The 13,609-nt window shown below is 38.7% G+C and carries 8 protein-coding genes; all 8 read left to right on the forward strand.

Going from position 1 to position 13,609, the window contains the following annotated elements:
* The first annotated feature begins 7 nt into the window (after nt 1-7).
* The 8 genes from RNZ47_RS14785 to RNZ47_RS14820 all read left to right on the forward strand — a co-directional run bounded on the left by RNZ47_RS14785 (nt 8) and on the right by RNZ47_RS14820 (nt 13,597).
* Nucleotides 8-1,147, forward strand: coding sequence for a glycoside hydrolase family protein (locus tag RNZ47_RS14785; RefSeq protein WP_311942028.1), 1,140 nt, complete (start codon nt 8-10; stop codon nt 1,145-1,147).
* 2 nt (nt 1,148-1,149) lie between these two features.
* A complete protein-coding gene (locus tag RNZ47_RS14790) occupies nt 1,150-3,357 on the forward strand; it encodes a GH92 family glycosyl hydrolase (protein WP_311942031.1) in 2,208 nt (735 codons plus the stop codon).
* A gap of 15 nt (nt 3,358-3,372) precedes the next feature.
* Entirely contained in the window at nt 3,373-5,697 is a 2,325-nt protein-coding gene (locus tag RNZ47_RS14795) for a glycoside hydrolase family 20 protein (protein ID WP_311942034.1), read from the forward strand.
* A 102-nt stretch (nt 5,698-5,799) separates the two neighbouring features.
* The gene (locus RNZ47_RS14800) at nt 5,800-8,160 is read left to right on the forward strand and encodes a PSD1 and planctomycete cytochrome C domain-containing protein (protein WP_311942037.1); all 2,361 of its coding nucleotides are present in this window, start codon (nt 5,800-5,802) and stop codon (nt 8,158-8,160) included.
* 4 nt (nt 8,161-8,164) lie between these two features.
* Nucleotides 8,165-9,622, forward strand: a complete 1,458-nt coding sequence (locus tag RNZ47_RS14805; RefSeq protein WP_311942039.1) for a DUF1501 domain-containing protein — start codon at nt 8,165-8,167, stop codon at nt 9,620-9,622.
* A gap of 9 nt (nt 9,623-9,631) precedes the next feature.
* Entirely contained in the window at nt 9,632-10,672 is a 1,041-nt protein-coding gene (locus tag RNZ47_RS14810; RefSeq protein ID WP_311942041.1) for an NHL repeat-containing protein, read from the forward strand.
* Nucleotides 10,669-11,457 carry a chitobiase/beta-hexosaminidase C-terminal domain-containing protein gene (locus RNZ47_RS14815; protein ID WP_311942044.1) on the forward strand — a complete coding sequence of 263 codons (789 nt, stop codon included), beginning with the start codon at nt 10,669-10,671 and terminating at the stop codon, nt 11,455-11,457. Before RNZ47_RS14810 ends, RNZ47_RS14815 begins: the two co-directional genes overlap by 4 nt.
* A 16-nt stretch (nt 11,458-11,473) precedes the next feature.
* Nucleotides 11,474-13,597 carry a c-type cytochrome domain-containing protein gene (locus tag RNZ47_RS14820; RefSeq protein ID WP_311942047.1) on the forward strand — a complete coding sequence of 708 codons (2,124 nt, stop codon included), beginning with the start codon at nt 11,474-11,476 and terminating at the stop codon, nt 13,595-13,597.
* Nucleotides 13,598-13,609 lie beyond the last annotated feature (12 nt).

Here is a 13,609-nt window from a genome sequence, read left to right on the forward strand (position 1 = left end):
AAACAAAATGAAAACACTAAAATTATTTTTAATTTTCGCAATTTTATGTAACACATTGGCTTGTAATCAAACAGAAAAAAAGCAGAGTGAAACAACAGATGCCAATTCGGAACTTGCTACAAAAAGCGTCACCGAATCTTCGTTTGAGTTTGGCACTTGGATCACTTCAAATAAAAACAAATCCGACGCCGATTATGCCAAAGAATTTAAACGTTACAAGGCTGGTGGTATTGATGAACTTTTAATAAATACAGGCACAGACCCCAAGGAATTAGAGCGTTTGGTGCCCATTGCAACAGCCGAAGGTTTAAAAGTGCACGCGTGGATAATGGCCGTAAACAGGCCGGGAGATAAAGAAGCGTTAAAGCATCCGGAATGGTACCAAGTGAGTCGCGATGGAAAATCGTGCTTCGATACACGTCCGTATGTGGGCTATTACCAATGGTTGTGTCCAACACGAGAGGCATCTCGAAACCATATATTAGCTTTGGTTGAAGGATTGGCCAAAGTTGAAGGTATAGCCAGTGTGCATTTAGATTATATTCGTTTTCCGGACATCTTTTTACCCATCGGATTACTGCCAAAATATAACCTTGTTCAAGACGAAGAACTACCGGAATACGATTTTTGCTATTGCGATGTTTGTGTAAGCGAATTCGAAAAAATCCATCATAAAAACCCAAGAGAAAGTCAAAACACGGCTATTGATATGGAGTGGAAAAACTTCCGATTAAACGCTATTCGTACCTTGGTAAACGATGCTTATAAAATTGTACACGACAATAATAAACTGTTAACAGCGGCAGTGTTTCCGTATCCGGAAATGGCCGACCACATGGTGCGCCAACGTTGGGATAAATGGGATATCGATGAGGTTTACCCGATGATTTACCACGGGTTTTACAACGAAGAAATCGATTGGATTGGTTACGCTACAAAGCAAGGGGTTACCGATGTAAGGAATGAAGGTATCGTGATAAATACGGGTATTTATATGCCAGATTTCAAATCGGTTGACGAGTTGAAACAGGCTATTATGTATGCCAAAAACAACGGTGCACAAGGCGTTACGTTTTTTGATGGCCCAACCTTAACCGATGCTTATTTAAATACGATAAAAGAAACCAAAGCCTTAATCAACAAGTAATCATGTTTAAAAATAGTTTCGTTTTAATCATAGTTTGCATGTTCTTTTTTAGCTGTGCATCGGATAAAGATGAATCCGTTACCGCTAAAAAATTAACCCAATATGTCAATCCGTTTATAGGAACCGATGGCCCCGGAAACACCTATCCTGGTGCAACCGTGCCTTTCGGTATGGTGCAATTAAGCCCCGATATCGGCATTCCTGGTTGGGACCGAATTGCGGGTTATTTTTACCAAGATTCCATTATTTCTGGGTTTTCACACATGCATTTAACCGGCACTGGAGCAGGCGATTTATACGATATTTTGGTCATGCCTACCAATAGCAAGTTTAATAAGCGCATCGAAGCCAATGGTTTTAGGCCTTTTTCTAGTTATTCGCACGATAAAGAAGCGGCATCACCCGGTTATTACAGCGTCGATTTATTGGATTATGGCATTAAGGCCGAAGTTACCGCGACCAAACGCACGGGCATCCATAAATACACCTTCCCGAAAGATAGCCTGTCGCAAATCTATATCGATTTGGGATATGCCCTTAATTGGGACGCGCCAACCGACACCTATATTAAAGTTGTAAACAATACCACAATTGAAGGCTATCGCAAATCCACTGGTTGGGCTAAAGACCAGCGCGTGTATTTTCAAATGGAATTTTCAAAACCTTTTAAATCCTATCAATTGTATCAAAATGATACGCTAACTCAAAATTCCGCGAAAGCGAAAAACACCAAAATCATTTTAAATTACAATACAAATGAAGACGAGGTAATCGTATTAAAAATGGGACTTTCAACCGGGAATATTGAAGGTGCAGAACTATCATTAAAAACTGAAGCCCCTCATTTTGATTTTGAAACTTACAGAAAACAAGCCGATAGCATTTGGGAAAATCAATTGCAAAAAATAACGATTGAAACCCCAAACGAAACCCAAAAACATATTTTTTATACCATGCTTTACCAAAGCATGTTGGCGCCCACGCTTTTAAGCGACCATCATGGGAATTACAAAGGCGCGAACCATACCATGATGCATGCCGATGGTTACGAGCGTTACGACACCTTTTCGTTGTGGGACACGTACAGAGCGGCACATCCGCTGTACACCATTATGCATCCTGAACGTGTGGTAGATATGATTGAATCTTTATTGGCGCACTACAACGAAACCGGGTTGTTGCCCGTGTGGTCCATGCAGGGTAACGAAACCAATATGATGATTGGCTATCATGCCATTCCGGTAATTGTTGACGCCTATTTTAAAGGCATCGATTTTGATGCTGAACGCGCGTACGAAGCTTGTAAAGCAAGCGCGATGGATGATGGCAGGCAGATTGATGTGTATAAAAAACTAGGCTTTATTCCTGTTGATGAAGCGCACGAAAACTGGTCGGTTTCCAAAACATTGGAATATGCTTATGGCGATTGGTGCGTGGCGCAATTTGCAAAAGCTTTAAATAAAACCGATGATTACGAGTACTTTTTTAAACGCTCAGAAAATTGGAAGAACATGTACGATGCAAAGAGCACTTTTATGCGTCCGAAATTAAAAGATGGTACGTTTATAAAAGATTTTGTACCCAAAGATTATTCGGCGTATTTCTGCGAAAGCAACGCATGGCAATACTTTTGGTCGGTACAACACGATGTAAACGGGCTTATTAAAACCGTTGGTGGCAACGAGCGATTTGAGCAAAAGCTGGATTCGATGTTTACGTTAAATCCGTTGCCAACCGATAAATTGCCCATTTTCAGCACAGGCATGATTGGGCAATACGCACACGGCAACGAGCCCAGTCACCACGTGGCCTATTTGTACAATTACATTGATAAACCTTGGAAAACCCAAAGTAGGATACGCGAAATCCTTGAAACCCAATATAAAAATGAACCGAACGGCCATTGCGGTAATGAGGATTGCGGACAGATGTCGTCGTGGTATATTTTTAGTAGTTTGGGCTTTTATCCGGTAAATCCGGCGGAAGGTTTGTATCAATTCGGTTCACCGCTTTTTGACGAAGCCACCATTAATCTGGAAAATGGAAAACAATTCAAAATTGAAACCATTAAAAATTCCGAAGCCAATAAATACGTAGAATCCATTACATTAAACGGTAAGGAAATCAACAGAAATTACATCACCCACAAAGAAATAATAAACGGCGGAACGTTGGTTTTTAAAATGAACAAAACGCCCAATAAGTATTAATAAATAAATAGACTGATGAAATTAAAAGTAGTATTAGTATGCGCATTAAGTTTGATTTTTTTTGGTTGTAATACCAAGGAAGCCAAGGTGTTTACCGAAAGGGATATTCAGGTTATTCCAAAACCTGAAAGTCTAAAATTAAATGAAGGGAACTTTCAGTTTAACGAAAACACGGTATTTTATGTTGCCGACGACGCACAAGCTGCTGCGGCACAAATTTTAATCGACAGATTTAAAGTGGCCCAAGGATGGGATTTGAAAACGGTTGAAACTCAGCCAAAATCAAATTACATTCAATTTAAAACTTCCGAAGATATTGAAGACGAAGGCTATAAATTAATGGTTGAAAATGATGTCATTACGATTGAATCCAACGATTTTAACGGATTTCTATACGGTATTCAAACCCTAAGGCAATTACTGCCACCAGCCATTGAATCGGAAACAAAAACAGCCGATACACATTGGGTAATTCCTAATGTTGAAATAGCTGATAAACCGCGTTTTGAATGGCGTGGGTTGATGCTTGACGTGTCGCGTCATTTCTTTCAAAAGGAGTATATTAAAAAAACGATTGACCGATTGGCGTATCATAAAATGAACACCTTTCATTTTCATTTGATAGACGACCAAGGTTGGCGAATCGAAATTAAAAAATACCCGAAACTTACCGAGGTTGGTGCTTGGAGAGTCGATCAGGAAGATAAGCCATGGGATGGTCGATACACGCCAGAATTAGACGAAAAGGCAACATACGGCGGTTTTTATACCCAAGAAGATATTAAAGAAATTGTGGCTTACGCCGAAACCCGTGGTGTTACCGTTGTGCCAGAAATAGAAATGCCAGCGCACGTTACCAGTGCCATTGCATCGTATCCGGAACTGTCGTGTTTGGAAAAACCAGTGCCTGTACCATCAGGTGGTTTATGGCCAATTACCGATATTTATTGCGCAGGTAAAGATTCTACTTTCGAGTTTTTAGAAGATGTTTTGGTTGAGGTCATGGAATTATTCCCTTCAAAATATATTCATGTTGGTGGCGATGAGGCTACAAAAACCAATTGGGAAAAATGTCCGCATTGCAAAAAACGCATGCGGGATGAACAGCTTAAATCTGTTGAAGAATTACAGAGTTATTTCATAAAACGCATGGAGCGTTTTATTAGCTCCAAAGGGCGCGTGCTCATAGGTTGGGATGAAATTTTAGAAGGCGGTTTGGCACCCGGAGCTGCAGTGATGAGCTGGCGTGGTGTTAAAGGCGGATTGGAAGCTTCGGAACAAGGTCACGATGTGGTAATGACCCCGGGAACACATTGTTATTTCGACCATTATCAAGGGCCAATGGATACCGAACCTTTAGCGTGGGGCGGTAATACGCCAGTAAGTAAAGTGTATCAATTTGATCCTATTGTTGACACCATGAGTGAAGAACAAGCCAAACATGTTTTGGGCGGTCAAGCCAATTTATGGGCAGAACATATTACGACCGAGTCGCATTCAGAATACATGATTTTTCCAAGATTGGCAGCCTTATCCGAAGCGCTTTGGAGTCCGAAAGCCAGTCGGGATTGGGATGATTTTTCATCTCGTATGGAACACCTATTTGAGCGTTACAAGCTTCAAGGCATCAATTACGCTAAAAGCGCGTACACCCTAACTTCGGATGCACAAGTTGACGAAGCCACAAACACGATTACCGTGTCGTTGAAAAATGAATTTCCCGTGGCCGATATTCGATATGCCTTAAATGATGCACCGCTTGATGGAACCGCAACAACTTATACGAAACCCATTGAAATCAATTCAACTACAACCATAAAAGCATCGCTTTTTGAAGATGATAAACCCGTTGGAAAAGTATTCGAAAAAACGTTTAATTACCATAAAGCGGTTGGTAAAAAAGTAATTTATAACAATATGTACAGTGATAGTTACCAAGGAAAAGGCGCTGCAAATATGGTAAATATTGTTCGTGGTACTAAAAACTTCCACGATGGTCAATGGCAAGCATGGATAGCCAAAGACATGGAATTGACCATAGATTTAGAAGATGAAACCGAAATTTCCAATGTTTCTGTTGGTGCCATGGAAAGCCAAGGCCCAAGTATTTATTTTCCAACGCAGGTTGAAGTATTGGTATCTAACGACGGAAAAACATTTACAAGTGTTGGAAAGATAGACCGACCTTATAAAAACAATCCAGGAATTACACTAAAAGATTTTAGCATTGATTTCGATACGCAAAAAGTGCGATTTGTTAAAGTTAAAGCTAAAAGATATAACAGAACCGATAGGGATGGCGGTGTATGGATTTTTATTGACGAAATCATTGTGCGCTAAAACCATCTATCAAGCTATGGTATAGTGTTATTCGTCGAATTTTTTTTGATTAACTTTATATTCTACTTAATATAAATGTTTTACTAAAAAAAATCGGCAACAATGGCAAAAGGCAAATATTCAAATAATCGTTTTGTTTTAGTGCTCTATTTTTTAGTGCCTTTTGCCATTGTTTTATTAATAAAGTATGGTTTATCTATTTCAGATAGTTCGTACCAATCTATTGGTGAAGCAAATTCTACCGAGAAATCCAATTCAGATTCCACCGAAAAAATAAATAATCTACCGGATACCATTGATTATATATTTGATGTTAAGCCCATTTTATCAGATCGCTGTTATTTGTGCCACGGACCCGATGAAGGTACGCGCGAAGCAGGTTTAAGGCTAGACACCCAAGTTGGTGCTTTTAAGGCCATTGAAAAAGATGATCTGTATAAACACGTTATCGTGCCCGGGAACCCCGAGAACAGTAAATTGGTGTATAAAATTACCAATACCGATTTACAGCAAGTCATGCCACCACCGAGTTCTAATTTAACCTTATCGGAATACGAAAAGCAAGTTTTAATTAAATGGATAGAGCAAGGTGCAGAATGGAAATCACATTGGTCTTTTGTACCACCCGTAAAGAAAGAACTTCCCAAAGTAACAAATGAAGAATGGGCAAGTAACGCCGTTGACCGTTTTATCGCAAAACGATTGGAAAAAGAGGGCTTGAAACCATCTGAAGAGGCTTCAAAAGAGCAGTTGATTAGAAGAGTTTATTTTGATCTTACAGGGCTACCGCCATCTATAGAAGATATGGATGCGTTTTTAAATGACGAGACACCCAATGCTTACGAAAAGGTAGTTGATAAACTATTGGCATCAAAGGCCTACGGCGAGCGTATGGCAGCCACTTGGTTGGATATTTCCCGATATGCCGACACACACGGTTATCAAGATGATTTAGAGCGTGTTATGTGGCCTTGGCGCGATTGGGTAATTAGTGCTTTTAACAGAAATATTCCTTATAACGAGTTTGTTAAATGGCAGCTGGCAGGCGACTTAATACCCAATGCGACACCAGAGCAAATTGTGGCTACGGCGTTCAACAGAAATCATAAAATAACGCAAGAAGGCGGTGTGATTGATGAAGAATATCGTGTGGAATATGTTATGGATAGGGCCAATACAACATCAAAAGCCATCATGGGTTTAACCATGGAATGTGCTAGATGCCACGACCATAAATACGACCCGATTTCGCAAAAAGAGTTTTATGGGTTTTATGGTTTTTTCAATAAAGTAGATGAAAAAGGACAAATTGATTATGGCGAAATTCCTCAACCCAACATTGAAATCACCCAAAAAGAAATCGATGAAACCCTGGCATTTATAAACTTGCCAGACTCCATAAAAGCCATTAAGCTAATGGTGATGAAAGATAATGCACCCGATAGAAAAACCTATATTTTAAAACGCGGACAGTATGATGCACCGGACGAAGAAGTTGAGTTGGGCACGCCAAATTTCATTTTAAAATATTCAGATTCGCTTCCAAAAAACAGATTGGGGTTAGCACATTGGTTGTTTGATAAAGATAATGCGCTCACAGCAAGAGTTGCAGTAAACCGTATGTGGCAACACATTTTTGGTGTTGGTATTGTGTCAACTTCAGACGATTTTGGAAATCAAGGAGCCTTACCATCGCACCCGGAATTATTGGATTGGTTGGCCGTAACCTTTAGAGAAGAAGGCTGGGATATGAAAAAAATGTACAAGCGTATGGTCATGTCAAGCACCTATAAACAAACATCTAAAATAACGCCCGAATTATTGGAGGTAGACCCAAGTAATGTGTTATTGGCAAGATATTCAAGAAGCAAATTAACCGCAGAAATGATACGTGATAATGCTTTGGCGGTAAGCGGTTTGTTGGTTGATAAAATTGGCGGGCCTAGTGTAAAACCCTACCAGCCACCCGGACTTTGGGCAGAAACAACATCAGGACAAGGCCTTACAAAATACATTCCAGATACTGGAGAAAACCTATACAGACGTAGTTTGTACACCTTTTGGAAACGAACCGTTCCGCCACCATCAATGATGACGTTTGATGCGCCAACCCGGGATTTTTGCGAAGTTAAACGTCAAAAAACAAGTACGCCATTACAGGCTTTGGTAATGCTTAACGACCCACAACTCATAGAAGCTGCATCGCATTTGGCTAAAAAAACATTAAAAGACAAAACATTGTCGGAAGATGAAAGGGTAAAACTGATATTTAGAAAAATAACCTCTCGTTTCCCTACGGAAGTAGAATTAGATCAACTCATTCAATATGTTGAAACCGTTGAAACTGATTTTGAAAATAATTCAGATATTAATAAAACTGAAAACACCTCAAAAACCGAATATGCTTATACCTTGCTTTCGAGTATGATTTTCAACTTGGACGAAGCCATTATTAAAGGATAAAATCATGGAAGAACTATCAAAACATTTTATAAATAATAATAGAAGGCATTTTCTAAAAAAAGTGGGCTTGGGCATTGGCGGATTAGCGGCGGCATCTTTATTAGACCCTTTTCCTTCCTTCGGAAATAATAGTCAACTAAATCCAACGGGTTTAAATTTACCCCATTTTGCACCAAAAGCAAAACGTGTTATCTACTTATTCCAAAGTGGTGGCCCTTCACAATTAGAGCTTTTCGATTACAAACCACTATTAAATAAAATGCGCGGACAAGACCTTCCGGATTCCGTTAGACAAGGGCAACGTTTAACGGGAATGACCTCGGGCCAAGAAAGTTTCCCGTTAGTTGGCAGCAACTTTAAATTCGATCAATATGGCGAATCTAGAGCGTGGGTAAGTAGTTTGATGCCTTACACGGCCAAGGTTGTAGATGAGTTGTGTTTTATAAAATCAATGCACACCGAAGCTATAAATCACGATCCGGCCATTACTTTTTTTCAAACAGGTTCCCAACAACCCGGTCGACCAAGTTTAGGGTCGTGGATGAGTTACGGATTGGGAAGCCTTAATGATAATTTGCCCACATTTTCAGTGTTATTATCCAGAGGCACCGGTCGCCCTTTTTCTCAACCGCTGTATTCTCGACTTTGGGGCAATGGGTTTTTAAGCTCTTTACATCAAGGGGTTCAATTTAGGTCGGGTAAAGATCCGGTACTTTATTTAAAAGACCCCGATGGCATGTCGAGAGCCCAACGGCGCGCCATGCTCGACCATATTAGCGAATTAAACCAAAAACAAGAGGCCGAATTTGGTGACCCAGAAATCAATAGTCGCATTGCGCAATACGAAATGGCATATCGCATGCAAACTTCGGTTCCAGAAACCATGAATATTGAAGAAGAACCAGAGCACATCATCCAAATGTATGGTGCAAATGCCATGGTTCCCGGTACTTATGCAGCAAACTGTTTGTTGGCCAGACGCATGGCCGAACGCGATGTGCGGTTTATACAATTGTATCACATGGGTTGGGACCAGCATTTCGATTTACCTTCACAAATAGAAAAACAGGCTAAAGATATTGATCAGGCTACGGCGGCACTCATTATGGATTTAAAACAACGCGGATTACTTGAAGATACTTTAGTGGTTTGGGGTGGCGAGTTTGGACGAACCAATTATAGCCAAGGGACTTTAACCGATATGAATTACGGCAGGGACCATCATCCAAAATGCTTTACCATGTTTATGGCCGGCGGCGGTGTAAAACCCGGATTTACTTACGGAGAAACCGATGATTTTGGTTATAACATTGCCAAAGACCCTATGCATGTACACGATTTGCAGGCCACGATAATGCATTTAATGGGGGTTGACCACACCAAATTCACGTACAAACACCAAGGCAGACGCTTTAGGCTCACCGATGTTTCGGGGCACGTGGTTCACGATATTTTATCCTAAGATTTTACTATGAGCCGCAGACAATTTTTAAAGCAGTCGTCATTGTTTTCATTGGGCATATTAACTTATCCCATGTCTGGTAATGCATTGGAATTTTCTAAAAACGATGTGATTATTGGGCACAATACGCACCGCTATAAAGTCAATATGAACTGGGGAAATCTCGATACACTAAAAACACCTGTAAAAGATTGCCACGAAATGGTTCAAGATTCAAAAGGGCGCATCGTTTTGTTAACCAACCACACAAAAAACAATATCATTATTTACGATAAATCCGGTAAACTCGTTTCAACTTGGGGAACACAATATCCGGGTGGTCATGGGTTGACTTTAATGAAAGAAAACGGCGAGGATTTTTTGCTGATTACAGATTACGAAAGGCACCAAGTGATAAAAACAACTATAGACGGAAAAGTGGTTTTTGAAATTGATTATCCTGCGGAAACAGGAAAATATAATGACAAAGCGGAGTTTAAACCTACCGAAACAACCGTTTTGGAAAACGGGGATTTTTATGTGGCCGATGGGTACGGAAATCAGTACATATTGCATTATAATCACAAAGGGGAACTGCTCAATGTTTTCGGCGGACGCGGCACAGAAAACGGTCAGTTTTTAAACGCCCACGGAATTTGCTATGATAATAGGGATAAAAACAAGCCATCACTTTTAATTTCGGCCAGGGAAATGAATGTGTTAAAACGATTCGATTTAAAGGGCAACTATTTGGAATCCATTCCAGTTCCGGGTGCATTAATTTGCCGACCGGTAATTCATAAAAACGATATTTATTTTGCGGTGCTAAAATCTAAGAACGCACCTAATAGCGATTCTGGTTTTTTATTGATTATGAACGAAAAAAACGAGGTTGTTTCGTGTCCCGGAGCAACCTTGCCAGAATACAAAAACAATACCTTAGAAGAGTTATATCAAACCGTAAGATTGTTCCAGCATCCGCACGATGTATGTATTGATGACGACGAAAATATTTATGTGGCACAATGGAATTCGGGTCAAACCTATCCTATAAAACTAACGCGTGTATGAGATTGTTAATACAATTATGCTTTGTGTTTTTTGTGATGCTTAGTTGCAAACAGCCAACCGAAACCAAGTTTTTACAGCAAAACACCATTAGTTTAGCACAACCCCGCGTTATAACCAACAAAACGTTTATTGATTCTTTTGTTACCATTCAAGCGCAGTTAAAGGTAGATGATGTGGTTATCCGTTACACCTCAAATGGAGAGGAACCCAGTTTGAATTCGGAAAAATACACGCAGCCCATTCAAGCTGTAAATCCTGGAGTTTATAAATTTAAAGCCTTTCATAACCATTGGAAACCAAGCGAGGTTACCGAGGTTGAACTCTTTAAAAAAGGCCTATCAGCCGATGGTATTTTATGGCACACAAAAGCCTCGGAAAAGTATAACGGACAAGGTGAAAAAACATTAATCAATCAAACCAAAGCATCATTGAATTTTACGGATAATGAATGGGTTGGATTTGACACCACCGCAATTTCGACCGTTAAATTCAACAAAAAAACCTATGTAAAATCTGTTACAATAAGTTATTTGAACGATGCGGCATCATGGATATTTCCTCCAGAACGAATTATACTGTTTATCAATAACGATTTAAAAAAAGAACACGTTATAAAACCGTTAAACCAACTTGTTGACAGAAAAAACGAAACGGTAATAATTCCTGTTGAAGCTGAAGTTTCATCATTAAAAATTCAAGTGAATAACCGGCAATCCATACCAGAATGGCACGAAGGAAAAGGACAAAAAGCATGGTTGTTTATAGACGAATTTATTTTTAACTAATACTTATAATTTGAGGATGATTAAAAACTTTAAAACACAAATTATTTTTATTATATGCGTATTTGTTTTTAATGCGACTTATGCCGATAATGCCGAAGAAGTTCCAAGATTTGTGTTGGCATTAGGGCGCTTTCATCCATTAATTTTACACTTGCCAATTGGCGCATTATTGCTTACTTTTTTCTTGGATGTTATGGGAAGATTACGAAAAAACTATCCCAAAACCACCATAAAATACGCTTTGGGGTTTTCATCATTTTTTTCAATTTTAGCCTGTATTTTAGGCTACTTTTTATCTTTAGAAGGTGGTTATTCAGAAGATGTATTGGATGTTCATTTTTGGACCGGAATAACATCAGCTGTTTTAATTACCATGTTATTTCTCTTGGCCGACAAAAAAGGAAAACTCATCAAGCAATTATTCTTTCCTTTTTTTGTAGTCACTTTGGTTTTAATAAGTGTCGCGGGGCATTACGGTAGTGTTTTAACACATGGCGATAATTTTATAACAGAACATATAAAACCTTTGCCAAAAGCAAAAACCATCACACATATTGATAGTTTGAATATGTATGAAGATGTGGTTATAAAAATATTTGATGATAAATGTATTCAATGCCATAATACGTCAAAAAGAAAGGGCGAATTGGCATTGCATTCCAAAGAAAGTATATTAAAAGGTGGTGAATCTGGCGATGTTATCACACTAGGAAATGCAGGCGAAAGCATGTTGTATAAACATCTTTTGTTGCCAATTACCGATGAAAAACATATGCCGCCTGAAGGAAAGCCTCAACTAACTAAAGACGAGATTTGGCTTATTGAATATTGGTTAAATAAGAGCAAAAACTTTAATACTAAGGTGGTCGCTATGCCAAAAAACGATACTTTAAACACACTGCTGAACAACTATTTGGTTTTCAATAAAAAGAAAATTAAAGAGGCTTCTTTAAACGATATTCAAAAGGTTGAAACCGCTGGGTTTTTAGTTCGGAAATTAGTGCCCAATCAACCGGAATTATGGGTAAAATTCAACAAAGACAGTATATCCAAAAAAGCGTTTAAAACCTTGGCAAATTTAAAAGAACAAATTGTAGAATTGGATTTGAGCAACTCCGCGTTAACGGATGCCATGACATCGGAAATTAAAAAATTTAATAATTTGGAAAAGCTAGATGTGAGTACCACTCAAATTACCGATAAAACTTTATCGTATTTAAAGGATTTAAAAGCGCTTAAAACATTAAATTTAGTTAACACAGCGGTGAGTGAAAAGGGTTTGAATCAACTATTGACATCCAATACTTTGGATAATATTTTCGTGTGGAAAACAGGTGTAACCAAAACCGAAGCAAAGCAAATTCAAGATAAATTCAAGGTCAATTTAAATAACGGTATAGCTCAAGATTTTGTAGAAATTACGCATCTAAAAGCACCAGAAATACTAACCAAAAACACCTTGTTTACCGATACGATCTCCGTTCGGTTGGATTCAAAATTAAAAGCCACAAAAATTTTCTATACCCTAGACGGTACCGAGCCAGATTCAACGGCTTTGGTTTACAAAGCTCCAATTTTAATAGACACCACTACAAGCATCGCTATAAAAGCTTATAAGGAAGGATGGTTACCCAGTAAAACCATTAAAACAGACTTTATAAAAGTAAATCATAAAGTTGCAGATTTTACCCTTTTACACAATCCTGAAAAGCAATATTTTGGACCAAAAAAGCTATTTGATTTTAAATTAGGGTCTGAAAACTTTAAAGATGAAAAATGGAATGGTTACCTTGGTAACGACTTAAACGCAACCATAGATTTGGGCGATAAAAGAACTGTTAACGCCATTTCGGTTAATTGTTTAGGACGATCTAGAGATTGGATTATGTTTCCAAAAACCATTCAAGTTTTTGCGTCTTCAAACAAAACCTCTGGGTTTAAACTAGTTGGCTCTTTGTCGATTAAAGAAGATGAAAAAAACGATTCGACAAAAATAAAACAGTTTATGGTAAAAATGCCAAAACCTACTGAGGCACAATACTTTAAAGTGATTGCTAAAAACCCTAAAACATTACCAAAATGGCATGAAGGTTCTGGCAATCCACCTTGGATATTTGTTGATGAAGTTATAATTTGGTAACATTGAAAACGG

It is taken from the genome of Hwangdonia seohaensis, assembly GCF_031932625.1.
GTDB classification, from domain to species: domain Bacteria; phylum Bacteroidota; class Bacteroidia; order Flavobacteriales; family Flavobacteriaceae; genus Hwangdonia; species Hwangdonia seohaensis.